The organism is Acidovorax sp. SUPP3434 (assembly GCF_030159015.1).
GTDB lineage: Bacteria > Pseudomonadota > Gammaproteobacteria > Burkholderiales > Burkholderiaceae_C > Paracidovorax.
Map to the genome: position 1 here is coordinate 101829 of NZ_BQXL01000008.1, position 19172 is coordinate 121000.

Annotated in this window: 15 protein-coding genes; 12 read left to right on the forward strand and 3 right to left on the reverse strand. The window is 66.1% G+C overall.

The genetic code is table 11. The features are described from left to right. Nucleotides 1–90: 90 nt before the first annotated feature. From tssB to AVKW3434_RS14255, 8 genes are all read left to right on the forward strand, one after another. Nucleotides 91–630: a type VI secretion system contractile sheath small subunit gene (gene tssB, locus AVKW3434_RS14220; RefSeq protein WP_272563859.1), complete on the forward strand. Its 540-nt coding sequence runs from the start codon at nucleotides 91–93 to the stop codon at nucleotides 628–630. Nucleotides 631–648: 18 nt separating this feature from the next. Beyond that, nucleotides 649–2145: a type VI secretion system contractile sheath large subunit gene (gene tssC / locus AVKW3434_RS14225; protein ID WP_272563858.1), complete on the forward strand. Its 1497-nt coding sequence runs from the start codon at nucleotides 649–651 to the stop codon at nucleotides 2143–2145. Nucleotides 2146–2340: 195 nt separating this feature from the next. Beyond that, nucleotides 2341–3135 (forward strand): type VI secretion system accessory protein TagJ, encoded by a 795-nt coding sequence (locus AVKW3434_RS14230; protein WP_284406369.1) that lies wholly within the window; start codon nucleotides 2341–2343, stop codon nucleotides 3133–3135. A gap of 8 nt (nucleotides 3136–3143) precedes the next feature. After that, a complete protein-coding gene (gene tssE / locus AVKW3434_RS14235) occupies nucleotides 3144–3668 on the forward strand; it encodes a type VI secretion system baseplate subunit TssE (protein ID WP_272552281.1) in 525 nt (174 codons plus the stop codon). Nucleotides 3669–3734: 66 nt separating this feature from the next. Then, a complete protein-coding gene (gene tssF / locus AVKW3434_RS14240; protein WP_284406370.1) occupies nucleotides 3735–5609 on the forward strand; it encodes a type VI secretion system baseplate subunit TssF in 1875 nt (624 codons plus the stop codon). Continuing rightward, a complete protein-coding gene (gene tssG, locus AVKW3434_RS14245) occupies nucleotides 5606–6736 on the forward strand; it encodes a type VI secretion system baseplate subunit TssG (protein ID WP_284406371.1) in 1131 nt (376 codons plus the stop codon). Before tssF ends, tssG begins: the two co-directional genes overlap by 4 nt. Nucleotides 6737–6773: 37 nt before the next feature. Beyond that, a complete protein-coding gene (tssH, locus tag AVKW3434_RS14250; protein ID WP_284406372.1) occupies nucleotides 6774–9539 on the forward strand; it encodes a type VI secretion system ATPase TssH in 2766 nt (921 codons plus the stop codon). 292 nt (nucleotides 9540–9831) lie between these two features. Next, nucleotides 9832–10752: a DUF2325 domain-containing protein gene (locus AVKW3434_RS14255; protein WP_284406373.1), complete on the forward strand. Its 921-nt coding sequence runs from the start codon at nucleotides 9832–9834 to the stop codon at nucleotides 10750–10752. Between the two features lie 140 nt (nucleotides 10753–10892). On the opposite strand, the gene putA is transcribed toward AVKW3434_RS14255, so the two are convergent. Continuing rightward, nucleotides 10893–14693: a trifunctional transcriptional regulator/proline dehydrogenase/L-glutamate gamma-semialdehyde dehydrogenase gene (gene putA, locus AVKW3434_RS14260; RefSeq protein WP_502869089.1), complete on the reverse strand. Its 3801-nt coding sequence runs from the start codon at nucleotides 14691–14693 to the stop codon at nucleotides 10893–10895. Between the two features lie 65 nt (nucleotides 14694–14758). On the opposite strand from putA, the gene AVKW3434_RS14265 reads away from it, so the two are divergent. The 3 genes from AVKW3434_RS14265 (at nucleotide 14759) to rlmD (ending at nucleotide 17146) form a co-directional block, all read left to right on the forward strand. Next, the gene (locus AVKW3434_RS14265; protein WP_272563850.1) at nucleotides 14759–15235 is read left to right on the forward strand and encodes an Lrp/AsnC ligand binding domain-containing protein; all 477 of its coding nucleotides are present in this window, start codon (nucleotides 14759–14761) and stop codon (nucleotides 15233–15235) included. Nucleotides 15236–15347: 112 nt separating this feature from the next. Then, on the forward strand, nucleotides 15348–15662 hold the full coding sequence (locus tag AVKW3434_RS14270; RefSeq protein WP_284406375.1) for a hypothetical protein: 315 nt from the start codon (nucleotides 15348–15350) through the stop codon (nucleotides 15660–15662). A 44-nt stretch (nucleotides 15663–15706) separates the two neighbouring features. Beyond that, nucleotides 15707–17146 (forward strand): 23S rRNA (uracil(1939)-C(5))-methyltransferase RlmD, encoded by a 1440-nt coding sequence (gene rlmD / locus AVKW3434_RS14275; RefSeq protein WP_284406376.1) that lies wholly within the window; start codon nucleotides 15707–15709, stop codon nucleotides 17144–17146. Nucleotides 17147–17180: 34 nt separating this feature from the next. Here the strand turns inward: rlmD and AVKW3434_RS14280 are convergent, their stop codons facing one another. Next, nucleotides 17181–17561 carry a hypothetical protein gene (locus tag AVKW3434_RS14280; protein ID WP_284406377.1) on the reverse strand — a complete coding sequence of 127 codons (381 nt, stop codon included), beginning with the start codon at nucleotides 17559–17561 and terminating at the stop codon, nucleotides 17181–17183. Nucleotides 17562–17718: 157 nt separating this feature from the next. Continuing rightward, nucleotides 17719–18411 (reverse strand): Bax inhibitor-1/YccA family protein, encoded by a 693-nt coding sequence (locus tag AVKW3434_RS14285; RefSeq protein ID WP_272563846.1) that lies wholly within the window; start codon nucleotides 18409–18411, stop codon nucleotides 17719–17721. Nucleotides 18412–18634: 223 nt separating this feature from the next. Here AVKW3434_RS14285 and AVKW3434_RS14290 point away from each other — a divergent pair, with 223 nt between their 5' ends. Continuing rightward, nucleotides 18635–19042, forward strand: a complete 408-nt coding sequence (locus AVKW3434_RS14290; protein WP_092745095.1) for a GlcG/HbpS family heme-binding protein — start codon at nucleotides 18635–18637, stop codon at nucleotides 19040–19042. Nucleotides 19043–19172 lie beyond the last annotated feature (130 nt).

The window sequence follows — 19172 nt, forward strand, 5'->3', positions numbered from 1 at the left end:
TGGTGTTGTTGCGAAGTCGTTGTAATTGCGATGCCTTCACAAGACCCTACGCTCACGTTTTATAAATCCTAGGAAAAGAGAAGTTACATCATGACACTGAGCAAAACGGGCAAGAGTGGTCAGAAATTCATCGCTCGCAATCGCGCGCCCCGGGTCCAGATCGAATACGACGTGGAAATCTACGGCTCTGAAAAGAAAGTGCAGATCCCGTTTGTGATGGGCGTGATGGCCGACTTGTCCGGCAAGCCTGTCGAAGCGTTGCCGGAGATTGCCGACCGCAAATTCCTGGAAATCGACATCGATAATTTCGATGCGCGGATGAAGTCCATCAAGCCCCGCGTCTCTTTCAACGTGCCCAATACCCTGACCGGCGATGGTCGCCTGCACATCGAACTCACGTTCGACAGCATGGAGGATTTTTCCCCCGCGGCCATCGCCCGCAAGGTCGGTGCGCTCAATTCCATGCTCGAGGCACGCACGCAGTTGCACAACCTGCTGTCGTACATGGACGGCAAGCAAGGGGCCGAAGAATTAATCAGCAAGGTCTTGAAGGATCCGGCATTGCTCAAATCGCTCGCCGCCATGCCCAAGCCGGCTGACAGCGCTGAACCATCGACGGACGTGAAATAAGCGAGGAGTGACCCGACCATGAACGCACGCCAAATGGAAGCGGCACCAGCCGCCCAGACACTCGAAGGCAACGAATTCGCTTCGCTGCTGCAAAAAGAATTCAAGCCCAAGACCGATCAGGCACGCGAGGCCGTCGAAGCCGCGGTACAGACCTTGGCGCAGCAGGCCCTGGCGGCCTCCGCGACGCTGTCAGATGACGCCTATCAAACGGTGCAGGCCATCATTGCGGAAATCGACCGCAAGCTGTCCGAGCAGGTGAACCAGATCATTCACCACAGCGAATTCCAGCAACTGGAAGGCGCATGGCGCGGTCTGCACCATCTGGTCCACAACACCGAAGTGGACGAGATGCTCAAGATCCGCGTGATGAACATCTCCAAGAAGGAACTGCATCGCAACATGCGGCGCTACAAGGGAGTGGGCTGGGATCAGAGCCCCATCTTCAAGAAGGTGTACGAAGAGGAATACGGTCAGTTCGGTGGCGAGCCCTTCGGCTGCCTGGTCGGCGACTACCACTTCGACCACAGCCCGACCGATGTGGAATTGCTGGGCGAACTGGCCAAGGTGTCCGCCGCGGCGCATTGCCCCTTCATTTCCGGCGCCTCGCCCGCCATGATGCAGATGGAATCCTGGCAGGAACTGGCCAATCCCCGCGACCTGACGAAGATCTTCACCAACACCGAGTACGCCGCCTGGCGCAGCCTGCGCGAGTCCGATGATTCGAAGTACATCGGCCTGGCCATGCCGCGTTTCCTGGCGCGCCTTCCCTACGGCGCCAAGACCAACCCGGTGGACGAATTCGATTTCGAAGAGGAAACCGCCAGCGGCGATCACAGCAAGTATTGCTGGGCCAACTCGGCCTATGCGATGGCCGTGAACATCAACCGCTCGTTCAAGTACTACGGCTGGTGCACGTCCATCCGCGGCGTCGAGTCCGGCGGTGCGGTGGACAACCTGCCTGCCCACACCTTCCCGACGGACGATGGTGGCGTGGACATGAAGTGCCCGACCGAAATCGCCATCAGCGACCGCCGCGAAGCGGAGCTCGCCAAGAACGGCTTCATGCCCCTGGTGCACCGCAAGAACTCCGATGTGGCCGCATTCATCGGTGCGCAGTCGCTGAACAAGCCGGCCGAGTACTATGACGCCGACGCCACGGCCAACGCCAATCTGTCCGCGCGCCTGCCTTACATGTTCGCCTGCTGCCGCTTTGCGCACTACCTCAAGTGCATCGTGCGCGACAAGATCGGCTCGTTCAAGGAGCGCTCCGACATGGAGCTGTGGCTGAACGACTGGATCATGAATTACGTCGATGGCGATCCAGCCAACTCGTCGCAGGAAACCAAGGCCCGCAAGCCGCTGGCGGCTGCCGAAGTGCAAGTGGAAGAGGTCGAGGGCAACCCGGGTTACTACACCTCCAAGTTCTTCCTGCGTCCGCACTACCAACTCGAAGGCCTGACTGTTTCGCTGCGCCTGGTTTCGAAGCTGCCGTCGGTCAAGCAAGCCGGCAACTGATCCAGCGCTCTTGCGACAGGCGTCGGGGGTCATGACTCCTACGCCTTTGGATTCACCACAGCGCTGACTTTCGATGGGCGCAGACCACGGGGTGCCTGACATGGCATCGGCCCTGGTCTCGCGCCGGCTTCCCGCCGGGAGGATGCATCGGCGGCGCTGTCTTCATGCCCTTTCGTTCAAGGTCCCATCCGTCCCATGATCTTTGATTCCAAGCTTCCGTTGGATACGCAGCTGACTTCGTTGAAGGAGGCCATTCGCAAGGATCCGGCGGATGCGTCTCTGCGCGTTTACTACTTTCAGATGCTGGTGCTGTTCGGCGAGTGGCAGAAGGCGCTCGACCAGTTGCAGATCTGCGCGCAACTGGACAGCAAGACGGCGCCGATGGCCAAGGCCTACCGCGAGGTGATTCTTTGCGAAGTGGCTCGGCGGGACGTGTTCGCTGGCCGGCGCACGCCGCAGATTCTCGGGGACCCACCGGCCTGGCTGGGCTGGATGGTCGAGGCGCTCCAGTGCGCGGCGGACGGCCAGGCCGAAAAAGCCGCCGAACTGCGCAGCAGTGCCTTCGATGAGGCACCCGCTTCGCCGGGTGAACTGGACGGCAGCCCGTTCGAGTGGCTGGCGGATTCCGATGCACGGCTGGGCCCGGTCTGCGAGTTGTATGCCAACGGCGGGTACTACTGGGTTCCTTTCACCGCGATCCAGCAGATCAACTTCGAAAAACCGCAGGACTTGCGCGATCTGGTCTGGTCGGCCTGCGAGGTGACGCTGGTCAACGGCGGGCAGATGCTCGGATTCATTCCCACCCGGTACCCGGGCTCGGAGAGCGTGGCATCCGATGGCGTGCGCCTGTCGCGCACCACCGAGTGGAGCGATCTGGGACAGGAACAGGTGGCTGGGCTCGGCCAGCGCGTGTGGATTTCCGAGCAGGCAGACCATGCACTGCTCGACGTGCGCCGCATCAAGTTCTCGGCCGAATCGACTCAGGGCTGACCCGATCCATGGCGACCACGCGCCCCAATGACAACTTCGGCAACGGAAAGGACCGCCTTCAGCCGGCCCTGCTGGACCGCCTGACGGACCACGAGCCCAGCAAGCGCACCGAGCGTGCCGATGCCGTCTATGTCACCGAGGCCCGCCTGCGCCAGGCCCTGTTGCGGGATCTGAACTGGTTGCTCAACGCCTCGGATGCGACTTCGCACATCGATTTCGAAGGCCTTCCCGAGGCCGAACGGTCGGTGATCAACTTCGGCATGACGCCACTGGCAGGCCAGTTGCTGTCCGAGCTGGACTGGAAGGACATCGAGAAAGCCATTCGCAAGTCCATCCTGGCCCACGAGCCCCGCATCCTTCGCGACACGCTGACGGTGGCCCTGGCCCCCTCCAGCAAGCTGTTCAGCCACCACAACACGCTGCAGTTCGAAATCCGTTGCCAGTTCTGGTCCGCGCCTTATCCGATGGAATTGCTGCTCAAGACCAGCCTGGACCTGGAAACCGGGCAGGTGGTCGTCTCTGATTTACGGTGAAGTGATCCAGGCCATGCATAGTTGCGCCATCCGACCGGTCCTCGATGTGCCGGAGGGCATCTCCCGATGAATCCTCGCCTGGTCGAGTACTACAACCGGGAGCTCAGCTATCTGCGGGAGCTGGGCGCCGAATTCGCGGCCGCCTTTCCCAAGGTGGCTGGCCGCCTGTCGCTGCGCGAGTTGGAGGTGGCCGACCCCTACGTGGAGCGCCTGCTGGAAGGGTTCAGCTTCCTGACCGCCCGCATCCAGATGAAGATGGATGCGGAGTTTCCGCGGCTCTCCCAGCGCATTCTGGAAATGGTCTGTCCGCACTATCTGGCCCCCACGCCGTCGATGGTGGTGGTGCAGATGGACCCCAGCGCGAGCGAAGGCAGCCTGGCCGATGGCTACACGCTGCCGGTGGGCAGCGTGCTGAGGGCGCGCAAGACGGCGGAGGAGCAGACGCCGTGCGATTTCCGCACCGGGCACGAGCTCACGTTGTGGCCGATCGATCTCACGCAGGCCCGTCTTGGCGGCCCGCCGCTGGACCTGCCGCTGTCGCGGCTGCGCCTGTCCGAAGAGCCGGCGGCACACCTGCGCATCGACCTGTCCACCCGTGGAGCGCTGCGTTTTTGCGACCTGCGCATGGACCGGCTGGAGGTGCACATCTCGGCAGGCGATGCGGTGGCATCGCACCTGCAGGAGCTGATCCACGAGTCGCTGATCGGCATCGTGGTGCACGATGCGCAGGACCCCTCGCGGGTCTGGGCCCACCTGCCGGCCGATGCCCTGCAGGCAGAAGGCTACGAGCAGTCGCAGGCCCTGCTGCCGTACTCGCACCGCAGCTTCCAGGGGCACCGGCTGCTCCATGAGTATTTCGCGTTCCCGGCGCGGTTCCGGTTCTTCTCGATTCGCGGGCTGCAGACCGCTCTGGCCAAGGCCGAGACCAAGGCCATTGCGATCACCTTGCTGCTGCGCCGTGCCCAGCCTGCACTGGAAGCCCAGGTGGATCGGCACAAGTTCCTGCTGCACTGCGTGCCCGCGATCAACCTGTTCGAACGCCCGGCCGACCGCATCCATGTGGCGCCGAACGTCAACGAATACCACGTGGTGCCCGACCGCACCCGCCCTCGGGATTTCGAGGTCTACAGCGTTCTGGGCGTGACGGGCCACCGCGAGGGGCAACTCAACGACCGCGAGTTCGTGCCGCTGTTTTCTTCCATCCATGGCATCCGGTCCAGCGACCAGGCCTACTTTGCTGCGCGCAGGGAGCCTCGCCTGTTTTCGGAACATGCGGCGCGCTTCGGCCCCCGAACGCAGTACCTGGGCAGCGAGGTGTTCATCTCCCTCGTGGATCAGCGGGAAGCCCCGTTCTCGGACGATCTCAAGCAGCTGAGCGTGCGCACCCTGTGCACCAACCGCGACCTGCCGTTGCTGATGGGCGGGCGCAGCAGCGAGGGCGACTTCACCACGGTGGAATCCGTGCCGGTGGACCGCGTTCGCACTGTAGCGGGCCCCACGCGGCCCACATCCAGCGTGGCCGAGAACGAGATCACCTGGCGCCTCATCTCGCACCTGTCCCTGAACTACCTGGCGATGACCGACCTGTCGGAAGAAGAGGGCGCGGCCACGCTGCGCGATCTGCTGCGGCTGTACCTCGACCTGGGCGACAAGGACCTGTCCGGCCAGGTCTCCAGCATCAAGGGCGTGGGCATTTCCGCCATCACCCGCCGCCTGCCGCAGCATGGGCAACTGGTCTACGGCCGGGGCGTGGGGGTCTCGGTCGGCGTGGACGAAAGCTCGCTGGCCGGTGTCAGCCCCTGGCCGCTGATGGCCGTGCTGGAGCGCTTCTTCGCGCGGCACGTGGGGATGAACAGCTACACCGAACTGGCCCTCGATTCGCGCCAGCGCGGCCGCATCGCGCAGTGGCGGGTGCGGCCCGGCCAAAGGCCCTGCACATGAGCCGTTTGCCCACGCTCGACGCGGGCGACGCCCGGCAGGCGCGGATTGCACGGCCACCGAGTGATGTCGGGGTGGCGCTCTTTTGGCAAAAGCTGAAGGACAACCCGCACGAATTCGATCTGTTCTTCACGCTGCGGCTGCTGCAGGCCCGCCAGCCTGAGTTTCCCCGGTTCGGCCGGGCCCTGCGGCCCCAGGGCGAGTCCCTTCGCCTGGGCCAGGACCCGTCGCTGGCCTTTGCCCCTGCGACCCTCGCGGAGGTCCTGCCCGCTGTGGCGGGCCAGCCAGAGCGGCTGATGGTGTGGAATTTCGGGCTCTACGGGCCCAACGGGCCGATGCCCACGCACCTCACGGAGTACGTGCGCGAGCGCCTGCGGCAGTACGACGACCCGACGCTGGCGCGCTTCTCGGACATCTTCCACCACCGGCTCTTGCTGCTGTTCTTTCGGGCGTGGTCGGACCCGCAGCCGACCACCTCGCTGGACCGGGCGGGCGACGATTCCTTCGGCCGGCACCTGCGCAGCCTGGTGGGGCTGGGCGAGCCCACACAGCGGTCCCGCGACGCGGTGCCGGACCACGCCAAGCAGTACATGGCGGGCCACCTCACCCGCTGGACGCGCAACCCGGAAGGCCTGACGGCGGCCATTCGCCTGTATTTCGGCGTGCCGGTGGAGTTGATCGAATACGCGTTGCACTACCTGGAACTCGAACCCCGCCAGCAGACGCGGCTGTCGCGCAATGCCTGCAATTCACAGTTGGGCGTGGACACCGTGGTCGGAAGCCGGGTGCCCGATGCACAGAGCAAGTTCCGGTTGCGGATCGGGCCGCTCACGCTGGCGCAGTACGAACGTTTCCTGCCTTCGGGCGAAGACTTCCAGGCGCTTGTGGACTGGGTGCGCAACTACCTGGGCATCGAGTTCGCGTGGGACTTCGAACTGGTGCTGCGCCGCGAAGACGTGCCCCCCTGCCAGCTCGGCGGCGCCACGCGGCTGGGGTGGACGACCTGGTCCCTGTCGGCACCCGCCACCCGCGATCCGGACGACTTCCGCCTGGACCCCGAGCACTGGCTGATCCTGCGCAAGGGCGCTGCCCGCCGCGCCACCTCGCCACCCACATCTGCGCACGCCTGATGCGCTCCCTTTTTAAAAACTGACTCACCGAGGTCCCATGTCTGAAATTAGCCGGCAAGCCCTTTTCGGAAAATTGAATCCCCTGCTGTTCAAGTCGCTGGAAAGCGCTACGGTGTTCTGCAAGCTGCGCGGCAACCCGTATGTGGAGCTGGTGCACTGGTTGCACCAGTTGCTGCAGGAAACCGATTCCGATCTGGTGCGCGTGTTCCGGCACTTCGAGATCGACGCTGAAAAGCTCGCGGCGGACGTGCTGCAGAGCCTGGACTGCCTTCCGCGCGGGGCCACCTCGATCAGCGATTTCTCGGCCCAGATCGAGACCGCCATCGAGCGTGGCTGGGTCTATGCCACGCTGATGTTCGGCGAGTCCCAGATCCGCAGCGCCTACTGGCTCTCCGGCATGGTGCGCACGCGGGCGCTGGCCAATGAATTGCGGGCCATCTCCAGCGAACTGGGCCGCTTGACGGAGCCGGCCTTGAGCGACGCGTTCGCGAAGCTGCTGCCCGATTCGCCGGAATCGCGCCTGGGCGCGGCAGACGGTTCCGGCCTCTCGGGCGTGCCCGGCGAGGCCAGCGGTGCCACGGGCCCGGCCGGCACGGGGCGTGGCGAGGCGCTGCAAAAATACACGGTCGATCTGACCGAGCGCGCGCGCCAGCAGGAACTGGACCCCGTGACCGGGCGCGACGAAGAAGTGCGTCAGATGGTCGACATCCTGATGCGCCGCCGCCAGAACAACCCCATCCTCGTCGGCGAGGCCGGCGTGGGCAAGACGGCCGTGGTCGAAGGCCTGGCGCTGCGCATCGCGGCGGGCGATGTACCGCCGCCGCTCAAGGACGTGCAGCTGCGCGTCGTGGACATCGGCCTGCTGCAGGCCGGCGCCAGCATGAAGGGCGAGTTCGAGAACCGACTGCGGGCCCTGCTGGACGAGGTGCAGGCCAGCACGGCGCCCATCGTGCTCTTCATCGACGAGGTCCATACGCTGATCGGCGCGGGCGGGCAGGCCGGCACGGGCGATGCGGCCAACCTGCTCAAGCCCGCGCTCGCGCGCGGCGTGCTGCGCACCATCGGCGCCACCACCTGGGCCGAGTACAAGAAGTACATCGAGAAAGACCCGGCGCTCACCCGGCGCTTCCAGCTCGTGCAGATCCACGAGCCGGACGAAGCCAAGGCCGTGCTCATGCTGCGTGGCGTGGCCGCCAAGCTGGAAGGCCACCACCGCGTGCGCATCGGTGACGACGCGGTGGCTGTTGCCGTCAGCCTGTCGCACCGCTACATCCCCTCGCGACAACTGCCGGACAAAGCGGTGAGCCTGCTGGACACCGCCTGCTCGCGCGTGGCGATGGGCCTGCATGCCACCCCGGCGCGCCTGGAGGCCGTGATCCGGCAACTGGAGTCGCTGGCGGTCGAAAAGGACATCGTGCAGCGCGAACTGGACCTGGGCGTGGGGGAGACCGAGCGCTTCGACGAAATCAATGCGTCGCTGGCGCGGCTGGAGGCAGAGCATGAGGTGCTCAAGGCCCGCTTCGAAAGCGAAAAGGCCATGGTGCAGCAGATCGTGGACGCAGAGGCTGCCGTGCTGTCCCGCCGCGTGGCCAAGGAGGCCGCGGCACAAGCTGCGCCGCCCGCCGAAAGCGCCGCGCAGGACGGCACCGTGGCACTCGCCGATGCGCAGGGGCCGGCCGATTCGGCACCTGCGCCAGCGCAGGGCGATGGGGCGGACCCCGCGGCCGTCCACCAGTTGAGCGGCCTGCGCGGTGAACTGCTGCGCATGCAGGGCGAGGACCCGCTGCTGCAGCCCGTGGTCGATGCCAGCGTGGTGGCCGCCGTGGTGGCGGAGTGGACCGGCATTCCGGTGGGCCGCATGGTGCGCGACGAGGTCAAATCGGTGCTCACGCTGGCGGACACGCTGGAAAAGCGGGTGATCGGCCAGCGGCATGGCCTGGAGGCCATCACGCGGCGCATCCAGACCGCCCGCGCGCAGCTGGACAACCCGGGCAAGCCCATCGGCGTGTTCCTGCTGGCAGGCCCGTCGGGCGTCGGCAAGACCGAGACCGCGCTTTCGCTCGCCGAGGCGCTGTACGGTGGCGAACAGAACCTCATCACCATCAACATGAGCGAGTTCCAGGAAGCGCACACGGTCTCGACCCTGAAGGGCGCGCCGCCCGGCTACGTGGGCTACGGCGAAGGCGGTGTGCTGACCGAAGCCGTGCGCCGTCGGCCCTACAGCGTGGTGCTGCTCGATGAGATCGAGAAGGCCCACCCCGACGTGCACGAGCTGTTCTTCCAGGTGTTCGACAAGGGTTGGATGGAAGACGGGGAAGGGCGTTACATCGATTTCAAGAACACGGTGATCATCCTGACCTCCAACGTGGGTTCGGAGCTGATCGCCGGCATGTGCCGCGACCCAGATCTGGTGCCGCCGCCCGAGGCCCTGGCCAAGGCCGTGCGCCAGCCGTTGCTCGAAAAGTTTCCGGCTGCGTTGCTGGGCCGGCTGGTGGTGGTGCCGTATTTCCCTATCTCCGACGCGATGCTGGACCAGATCATCCGCCTGCAGTTGCAGCGCATCCAGACCCGCATCCTGGAGCGGCACAACGCGCAGTTCACGTTCGACGAGGCCGCGGTGCAGCTGATCCGCCAGCGCTGCAGCGAGGTCGAATCCGGCGCGCGCATGGTGGACGGCATCATCACGCAGAACCTGCTGCCGCGCCTGGCCATGCAGTTCCTGCAATCGTCCGTGGACGCGCACGTGATCCGCCAGATCCAGCTCAGCGCATCGGACAGCGATTTCGAGATCGTGTTCGGTTGATGCCGATGCTCCATGGCTCCCGGCGCAGGGGCCATGGAGGCTGGCGCCAGCCCCAGGACCGCCAGCAAGGAAGAGGGAATGGTGCTGGCGGCAGGCGCTCGCACGCCGGTGAAGGCCGCGCGGCATTTGCAGTCTGGAAAGGACGCCGTTCATTCGTTCGAACGGGTGCATTCATCGCAAAAAAAGCCTGGCTACGCGAGCACGCCCGTTGGCTGGCAAAAAACGACCCGTCGGACGGAGAGTCCGGGAGTCGCCCCACGATGAAACCTATTGGGGGCTGACCGGATTGGCGGTGGATTCTGAGAAGAACCACCGAACATCCTGGCCAGCGATTGACGCCAGTGTATCATTAAATGAGAATGGTTATCAATCAAATGTGCCGCGCTTGCAGCGGCACCTCAGCAGTTCACTGCGGGTCGAGCAGGGGCGCAGCCGGGTGCGCCGTGCTGGCATCGGGCTCGTCCCGCATCGGTTTGAAAAGGGAGCGCAGATGACCGACACGCCGTTGGAAGATCTCATCGAGGAACACCGGGTCCTTCTGGACGGGTATGGGCGGGCGCAGATCCGCTGCAGCCGTTTACTGGCCATGCAGGCTGCAGAGATCGAGCGCCTGCAGGCCCAGTCCATCCGCCTGCGGGCACGGGCCATCGTGGCCGAGACGGCGCTGGCATTCGCCCGGGAGGAGGCCGCCGAAGGGAATGCCGCTGCGCTCCAGGGCCCGGCGCGGCGGCATGCCATGGGCCGGCAGATCGAAGCCCTGGGGCAGCGCATCCATGAGCTCATGCGCGAGGTGCTCCACTGGCAGTGGCGGGCCGCGCGTTCCCATCACACCATGCCATTGCCTGCCATGGCGTTGCGGGCGGTGGCGACCGAGGCGCTGTCGGCCCGGCCAGGACGCATGCGGTCCGTGGTTTGCATTGCGCCGGATGCCGCGGGCAGCCTGATCGCGCAGCCGGTGGGCCGCAAGCCGGAAGCGGCGGTGGAAGAAAGCGCCGCCGCATTGCCCGGCGGAAATGCGGCGCTGGAAGCCAGCCTGATCGCCGCCGACTTCGTGATCTGCCAGACCGGCTGCGTCGGCCATGACGACTATTGGCGGGTGCAGGACCACTGCAAGCGCACGGGCAAACCGTGCGTGCTGGTGGACCAGCCCCAGGTCGTTCAGATCATGCGGGGGCTGGCGCATCCGCAGGACGAGCCCTTGCTGCAGCGGTAGGCCAGTAGCCCACGCACCGCGGGCTTCGGACGGGCGCGACCGGTAGCGGCTGATGATCGGTTGCTATGAAATTTATAGCTATATGCCATAGTCGATCATGTGCTGGAGGCCATTTTGACCATGGACCCCTTTGCCGCGCATCAGGCCATGGTCATCAGGCTGGCGTTGCCGCCGGCCGCTGCGGTGTTCACGCTCAGGGCGCGTTCGATCACCAGCCGCTCCAGCGGCACCACCGTGGTCCCCGCTGCCAGCGTGGTAATGCCCACGATGGGACCCGGCCGCTGCGCCATCTGATAGCACAGCGCCGCCAGTGCCTCGGCGCTCCCCTGGTGCAGCACGGCGTCCAGCGCCACGGCGGGGCTGCGCCAGTCGTTCGCCAAGGCCACGCGCGTCTGCACGCTGGCGGGCAGCCGGGCATGCAGGGCGCTGGCTTCGGCCACCGGCCACACCGCGCTGCCCCCGACGGCCAGCACTGCCGCCAACTGGGTCAGGCGATCGCTGTCGTTGTCGGCCAGGCAGAGCGTGCGGGCGCGGGGCGCCAGCGTGTACTGGTTGCGCTCGCCCGTGGGGCCCGGCAGGGTGCAAGCCAGGCCGGCCACCGCGGCATCGGACAAGGCCGTGCAGGTCGCGGCCAGCGTGGCATGGCCTGCGCCCGGTGCCCAGTCGGCCAGCGCCTGCAGCGGGGCCTGCAGCACGGCGCGCGCAGCGGCGTCCGGTGGGGAGGCGGTCGTGCTGTCGATCGCGGCACGGGCGGCGTCGGCCGGGTGCCGGGAGAGCAGGCGCAGCAGGTACAGCGGCCCGCCGGCCTTGGGGCCCGTGCCCGACAGGCCCTCGCCGCCGAAAGGCTGCACGCCCACGACGGCGCCCACCATGTTGCGGTTCACATAGACATTGCCCGCGTGCGCGCGGCGCACCACGCGCTCCACCGTCTCGTCGATGCGCGTGTGCAGCCCCTGCGTGAGGCCGTAGCCCGTCGCGTTGATCTGGTCGAGCAGGGTGTCCAGCCCATCGCTGGCGTAGCGAACCACGTGCAGTACGGGGCCGAACACTTCGCGTTTGAGTTCGCCGATGCTGGACAGCTCGATCAGCGTCGGGGCGACGAAGGTGCCGCGTGCGAGCACCTTCGCATCCACCGCTGGGCGGAACACGGCGCGGCCTTGGGCGCGCAGCGTGGCCACGTGCTCTTCGATGCCGGCGCGGGCCTCATCGTCGATCACCGGGCCCACGTCCACCGCCAGCAGGCCGGGATCGCCCATGGTCAACTCGGCCATGGCGCCCTTGAGCATGGTGATCACGCGGTCGGCCGCATCGGCCTGCACGCACAGCACACGCAGGGCGGAGCAGCGCTGGCCGGCGCTGTCGAAGGCCGAGGCCACCACATCGCCCACCACCTGCTCCACCAGCGCGGAGGAGTCCACGATCATCGCGTTCTGCCCGCCGGTTTCGGCAATCAGCGGAATCGGGCGGCCCTGCGCGTCGAGCCGTCCGGCCACGCTGCCCTGCAGGATGCGCGCGACTTCGGTGGAGCCGGTGAACATCACGCCCATCACACGGGCATCGCCCACCAGCCGGGCGCCGACCGTCTCGCCACGCCCTGGCAGCAGTTGCACCGCACCGTGCGGCACGCCCGCTTCATGCAGCAGGCGCACGGCTTCGGCCGCGATCAGCGGGGTTTGCTCGGCGGGTTTGGCCAGCACGGTGTTGCCGGCGGCCAGGGCGGCGGCCACCTGTCCCATGAAGATGGCCAGCGGAAAATTCCACGGGCTGATGCAGACCACCGGGCCGAGCGGGCGGTGGGTTTCGTTGTCGAAATGGCCCTCGGTCTGCACGGCGTAGTAGCGCAGGAAGTCCACCGCCTCGCGCACTTCGGCCACCGCGTTGGCGCAGGTCTTGCCGGCCTCGCGCATCAGCAGGCTCATCAGCTGGGGCAGGCCCGCCTCCAGCAGGCCGGCGGTGCGCCGCAGCGCAGCGGCCCGTGCGCCGGGCGCCATGGCGGCCCAGGCGGGGCCGGCATCGCAGGCAGCCTGCAGCGCGCAGTCCACATCGGCCTCGGTCGCCTCCTGCACGTGGCCCACGACATCGGTGGGGTCTGCAGGGTTGCGCACGGCCAGCGTCGTGTCTGCATCGGCCACCGGCCCGTCGATGAGGGGCTCGGCTTGCCAGAACTGCTGCCTTTCAGCGGCCAGCGCATTCGACAGCCGGGCCAGCACGGATTCGTTGGACAGGTCCACCCCCGCCGAATTGGCGCGGCGGGCTCCGTACAGGTCCTTGGGCAGCGGAATGCGGGGATGGGGCAGGGCGGTGGTGCCTTCCGCCGCCGCGGCGGCATCCACCGTGGCGACGGGGTCGCTCACGAGCGATTCCAGCGCCAGCGTGGTGTCGGCCACGCGGTTCACGAACGAGGTGTTGGCACCGTTTTCCAGCAATCGGCGCACGAGGTAGGCGAGCAAGGTTTCGTGCGTGCCCACCGGCGCGTAGATGCGGCAGGGGCGGCCCAGCTTGCCGTCCGATGGTGCGCCCACCACCTGCTCGTACAGCGGCTCGCCCATGCCGTGCAGGCACTGGAACTCGTACTGTCCAGGCTGGTAGCCGGGGCCCGCGAGCTGGTAAATGGTGGCCAGCGTCTGCGCGTTGTGCGTGGCGAACTGGGGGTACACCATGTCGGTGGCGGCGAGCAGCTTGCGTGCGCAGGCGATGTAGGAGACGTCGGTGTTGGCCTTGCGGGTGTACACCGGGTAGTCGGACAGGCCGTCCAGCTGAGCGCGCTTGATCTCGCTGTCCCAGTAGGCGCCCTTGACCAGGCGGATCATCAGGCGGTGCCCGGTGTTGCGGGCCAGGTCGATCACCCAGTCGATCACGTGCGGACAGCGCTTCTGGTAGGCCTGGATGACGAAGCCGATGCCGTTCCAGCCCGCCAGCGACGGGGCGCGGCACAGCCGCTCCAGCAGGTCGAGCGACAGCTCCAGCCGGTCGGCCTCTTCGGCGTCGATGTTCAGTCCGATGTCGTACTGGCGGGCCAGCTCGACCAGTTGCAGCACCTTGGGGTACAGCTCGTCCATCACGCGGGCATATTGCGCCCGGCTGTAGCGCGGGTGCAGCGCCGACAGCTTGATCGAGATGCCGGGCCCCTCGTACACGCCGCGGCCGGCGGATGCCTTGCCGATGGCATGGATCGCCTCCACATACGAACGCAGATATCGCGCCGCATCGTCGGCGGTCAGCGCGGCCTCGCCCAGCATGTCGTAGGAGTAGCGAAAGCCCTGTGCCTCCATCGCGCGGGCGTTGGACAGCGCCTGTTCGATCGTTTCACCGGTGACGAACTGCTCGCCCATCATGCGCATCGCCATGTCCACGCCCTTGCGGATGAGGGGCTCGCCGCCCTTGGCGGTCAGGCGCCGCAGCGCGGAAGTCAGGCCGCGCTCGCTGTGCGTGGCCACCAGCTTGCCGGTGAGCAGCAACCCCCAGGTGGCGGCGTTCACGAACAGCGAGGGGCTCTTGCCCAGATGGGGCTCCCAGTCGCCCGAGCGGATCTTGTCGCGGATCAACGCGTCGCGCGTCGCACTGTCGGGAATGCGCAGCAAGGCCTCGGCCAGGCACATGAGCGCAACCCCTTCCTGGGACGACAGGGCGAACTCCTGCAGCAAGCCCTGCACGATGCCCGCCCGTCCGCCAGCGCTCTTGCGGTGGCGCAAGGTATCGGCCAGACGCAGGGCCAGCGCCTGGATGTCTCCGGACACACTGGCCGGCAGGCGCGCCAGATCCAGCAAGGGAGCCAGCGCCTGCGGCTCGGGCCGCCGGTACGCGGCGGTGATGGCGTGGCGCAACGGATGACTGTCCAGGGGGCGGGGCGCGAAGGCGAAATCGTCGGTTGCGGGTGCGGCAGAGTCGGCGGAGAGGGACATGGCGGCGTAGGAAGACCAGTGAGCTGGAGGTCTGTGCATCATGCAAGCGATTAATTTGAATTACTTTCCAAAAAAACCCGATAGAACAGAATAAAAATCCAAAGATGCAAGACGCCGAACCCTCCCTGGATCGCATCGATCGCCGCATCCTCAAAACGCTTCAGGAAGACGGACGCATCGCGAACCTCAAACTGGCGGAACGCGTGGCGCTGTCGCCCACGGCCGTGCTGTCCCGCGTGCAGCGCCTCACCCGCGACGGATACATCTTGGGTTACGAGGCGCGGCTCAATCCGCTCAAGCTCGGGGCCGGGCTGCTGGTGTTCGTGGAGGTGTTGCTGGACCGCACGACCCCCAATGTGTTCGACCAATTCAAGGCGGCGGTGCAGGTGCACCCCGAGATCCTGGAGTGCCACATGGTGGCGGGCGGGTTCGACTACCTGCTCAAAACCCGCTCGGCCGACATGACGGCCTACCGCGAATTCGCCGGCCATGTGCTCTGGCAATTGCCCGGCGTGCGCGAGACGCGAACCTACGCCGTCATGGAGGAGGTCAAGCACTCCACCCACCTGAATCTGGGCTGAACGGGGCGCCGTCTGTCGCACCGGGGCTCCCATCGCTGATCTGCCGTGGCATGAAGTCCGCAATAATCGGCGCCATTCACCTGTGATAACGCACCGAGGAAGGGATCCCACCATGCCAGCCATCCGCTATGCCGCTGCCGCGCTTCTGGCCGGCTTTTTCTCCCAGGGCGCGTCTGCCGCCTGCTACCTCGTCTATGGCGCCGACCAGCAGGTGCTCTACCGCTCGCAACGGCCTCCAGTGGACCTGGCCCGCCAGGTGCACGAAACGCTTCCCCGCGTGGTTCCCGGAGGCACGCTGGTGTTCACGCTGGACAACTACGGCTGCGAATTGGAGATCAACCGGCTTCCCGTGTCTGCATCCATGGGCGGCGCTTCGGTGCAAGCGTTGCCTGCCACCCCGCGTCGCGCACGCGCCGACCGCAGCTGACGCCTCGCGCCGGGAAGGGCGGCCCGGCCTGAGACAATCGGGGGATGAGCGACCCCACAGAAACACCGATCCCCACGAACGAATGGCCGCAAGGCTGGCTGGAAGTCACGTCCATGGACATGGACGCCCAGGGCGTGGCCCGCAAGCCCGACGGCAAGGTCGTCTTCATCGACGGCGCCTTGCCCCACGAACTCGTCACCGCCAATACCCACCGCAAGAAGAACAACTGGGAGCAGGCCAGCCTCACGGCAATCCACCGCGAATCGTCGCAACGCGTGCGCCCGGGCTGCCCGCATTTCGGCCTGCATGCCGGGGCCTGCGGCGGCTGCAAGATGCAGCACCTGCACGTGGCCGCTCAGGTGGCTGTGAAGCAGCGGGTGCTGGAGGACAACCTCTGGCACCTGGGCAAGGTCAAGGCCGAGACCATCATGCGGCCCATCGAAGGTCCGGCCTGGGGATACCGCTACCGTGCGCGCCTTTCGGTCCGCTACGTGATCAAGAAAGGCCAGGTGCTCGTCGGCTTCCACGAGCGCAAGAGCCGCTATGTGGCCGACATGGAGATCTGCCCCGTGCTTCCCCCCCATGTGAGCGCCATGTTGGTGCCGTTGCGCGCCCTGATCGCCTCCATGGAGGCCCGCGACACCTGCCCCCAGATCGAACTGGCCTGCGGTGACCACGTCACCGCCCTCGTTCTGCGGCACCTGGAACCCCTGAGCACGGACGACCTGGCCAAGCTGCGAGCCTTTGCGGCCGAGCAGGGCGTGCAATGGTGGCTGCAGCCCAAGGGGCCCGATACCGTGAAGCTGCTGGATGCCGATAGCGAGCAGCTGTCCTATGCACTGCCTGATTTCGGCATCACCATGCCGTTCAAGCCCACGGATTTCACGCAGGTGAATCCGCACATCAACCGCGTCCTGGTGTCGCGTGCCTTGCGCCTGCTGGACGCGCGCAAGCAGGAGCGGGTGATCGACTGGTTCTGCGGCCTGGGCAACTTCACGCTGCCGATCGCCACCCAGGCGCGCGAAGTGCTGGGCATCGAAGGCAGTGAGGCCCTCGTGGCCCGTTCGCGCGAGAACTACCGGTACAACCAAGCCTTGACCGCCGAAGGGCAGCCCCTGGCCCCGACGGACTTCGTCGCGCGGAATCTATTCGAAATGACCCCGGAGATGCTGGTGGCCGATGGCGTGGCGGACAAGTGGCTGGTCGACCCACCCCGCGAAGGGGCCTTCGCCCTCGTCAAAGCCCTGGCGGACATTCACCAGGCACGCCTGGGTGCCGAAGAGGCGCCTGCGCTGCCGGCAGGGGCCGAAGGGTGGGTGCCACCCCAACGCATCGTGTACGTGAGCTGCAATCCGGCCACGCTGGCACGCGATGCGGGGCTGCTGGTGCACCAGGCGGGCTATCGGTGCGTGGCCGCGGGCGTGGTCAACATGTTTCCCCACACGGCGCACGTGGAAAGCATGGCGGTGTTCGAGCGCGCCTGACGGCGCCGTCAACGCTGGCTGACCAGTGTGGCGGTCAGCTGCGGTTGCGGGAGGCGGCGCCTGACTCGCCAGACTCCCCGGCTTCACCGCCGCGGCTGGCGCGATCGGGCTTGGCCTCCAGCTTGCCCAGCACCGAGGGCGAGCCCTCGAGCTTGTTGTCACGCATGTATTGATCCATGTCTTTCCAGCCGGCAAAGACCGAGGCCTTGGCGGCCTTGGGATTCAGCGTGAAGCAATCTTCCAGGCCGCGCAGCGCATGCCGGCAGGCGCCGCCGATCGCCTTGGCTTCGGCCTCCTTCTGAACCACTCGGGGATCGGGTCCCAGGCCCGGAATCTCGCAGCCGGACAAAAGCACCAATGCCAGGGATGCAGCGGCGTAGCGCGGACGGAGGAGGGGGGCTGGAAGATGAGCCATGTGCCTTGATTATCGGCACGGCGCCTGGAGGATTGAGGGCGAGGCCCTGCTTTTCCGTGGAATATTCCCGAACGCATTGATGCAACACCCCCTGCACCATGGAAAAAAGGCCTCTTGCGAGGCCTTTTTTGCGTCAACGTTCAATCAGAGCAGCGCATCAATCGCGCTCGCCACCCGCGATGCCCAGCAGGGCCAGCAGGCTTTGGAACACGTTGAAGATGTCCAGGTACAGGGCCAGCGTGGCACTGATGTAGTTGGTCTCGCCACCGTCCAGGATCTGCTTGAGGTCATACAGCATGTAGGCGCTGAAGATGCCGATGGCGGCGACCGAGATCGCCATCATGCCGGCCGAAGAGCCGACGAACACGTTGATGATGGCGCCGACCATGAGCACCATCGCGCCCACGAACAGCCATTTGCCCATGCCTGACAGATCGCGCTTGATCACGCTGGCCAGGGTGGCCATCACGAAGAACACGCCTGCCGTGCCGGCAAAGGCGGTCATGATCAGATCGGTACCGTTCTTGAAGCCCAGCACCATGCCGATCAGGCGAGACAGCATCAGACCCATGAAGAACGTGAAGGCGAGCAGCACGGGAACGCCCGCAGCAGAGTGCTTGGTCTTCTCGATCGCATACATGAAGGCAAAAGCGCCGCCCAGGAACACGATCAGCCCGACGCCGCCACGCAGCGACTGGGTGATGCCGGTTGCGACGCCGACCCACGCGCCCAGCACCGTCGGCAGCATGCTCAGCGCAAGCAGCCAATAGGTATTGCGCAGCACTTTCTGCCGCTGCTCCTGCGAGACCCCATATCCCGCTGAGCCCAGGGTGGTGACTTGGTCGTTCATCTTCTATCTCTCCTTTGAGGCCTGCACAGCGCAGACGTACAAATTCTAGGTGGTGCCGATCCCGGCGCTTTCAAATACCCTCTCTCGATCCCGTACTTTAAGGATGCAGTCTTTTGCCTTGGGCCCGCAGAGCGCCGCCATGGGGAGCCGGTATGCTCGTGGACTTCGTTGGGCCATCGGCCCTGCCTTCCCTGATTTGAACTGGACTGGACTGCTTACCGCCATGAAAAACAAACCCGAACTCGAAGCCGCCGATGTCAAGAAGATCGCCGCGGCGGCCGAGGCCGAAGCCCTCAAGAACCAATGGGCGGTCACGATTGCCATCGTGGACGATGGTGGGCATCTGCTGTCCCTTCAGCGCCTGGATGGGGCCGCTCCGGTGTCGTCCCACATTGCTCCCGGGAAGGCCCGCACGGCCGCACTGGGACGCCGTGAAAGCAAGGTCTACGAAGACATCGTCAACGGGGGCCGCACGGCCTTCCTGAGCGCCCCATTCATCGACGGACTGCTGGAAGGCGGCGTGCCGATCATGAAGGACGGTCAGTGCCTGGGCGCAGTGGGGGTGAGCGGCGTGAAATCGACGGAAGACGCGCAGATCGCCAAGGCGGGCATCGCCGCATTGGGCCTTTGAATCGAAGGTGGTCGGGATGCCGAGCCAATGCCGTGTTGTGGGCATCACGCGCGGCAGACGCCGGATCCGCATGGCACATGAAAAAACCGGCCTATAGGGCCGGCTTTGTTTTGGGTGGGGTGAGAAAAAA

Excerpts from the sequence above, each read along its gene's own strand:
- tssC (WP_272563858.1), top strand. The coding sequence starts at position 649 with ATGAACGCACGCCAAATGGAAGCGGCACCAGCCGCCCAGACACTCGAA.
- AVKW3434_RS14280 (WP_284406377.1), bottom strand. The coding sequence starts at position 17,561 with ATGGCTCATCTTCCAGCCCCCCTCCTCCGTCCGCGCTACGCCGCTGCA.
- AVKW3434_RS14265 (WP_272563850.1), top strand. The coding sequence starts at position 14,759 with ATGCAAGACGCCGAACCCTCCCTGGATCGCATCGATCGCCGCATCCTC.
- rlmD (WP_284406376.1), top strand. The coding sequence starts at position 15,707 with ATGAGCGACCCCACAGAAACACCGATCCCCACGAACGAATGGCCGCAA.
- putA (WP_502869089.1), bottom strand. The coding sequence starts at position 14,693 with ATGCACAGACCTCCAGCTCACTGGTCTTCCTACGCCGCCATGTCCCTC.
- AVKW3434_RS14290 (WP_092745095.1), top strand. The coding sequence starts at position 18,635 with ATGAAAAACAAACCCGAACTCGAAGCCGCCGATGTCAAGAAGATCGCC.
- tssE (WP_272552281.1), top strand. The coding sequence starts at position 3,144 with ATGGCGACCACGCGCCCCAATGACAACTTCGGCAACGGAAAGGACCGC.
- AVKW3434_RS14230 (WP_284406369.1), top strand. The coding sequence starts at position 2,341 with ATGATCTTTGATTCCAAGCTTCCGTTGGATACGCAGCTGACTTCGTTG.
- tssB (WP_272563859.1), top strand. The coding sequence starts at position 91 with ATGACACTGAGCAAAACGGGCAAGAGTGGTCAGAAATTCATCGCTCGC.
- AVKW3434_RS14270 (WP_284406375.1), top strand. The coding sequence starts at position 15,348 with ATGCCAGCCATCCGCTATGCCGCTGCCGCGCTTCTGGCCGGCTTTTTC.
- tssG (WP_284406371.1), top strand. The coding sequence starts at position 5,606 with ATGAGCCGTTTGCCCACGCTCGACGCGGGCGACGCCCGGCAGGCGCGG.
- AVKW3434_RS14285 (WP_272563846.1), bottom strand. The coding sequence starts at position 18,411 with ATGAACGACCAAGTCACCACCCTGGGCTCAGCGGGATATGGGGTCTCG.
- tssF (WP_284406370.1), top strand. The coding sequence starts at position 3,735 with ATGAATCCTCGCCTGGTCGAGTACTACAACCGGGAGCTCAGCTATCTG.
- tssH (WP_284406372.1), top strand. The coding sequence starts at position 6,774 with ATGTCTGAAATTAGCCGGCAAGCCCTTTTCGGAAAATTGAATCCCCTG.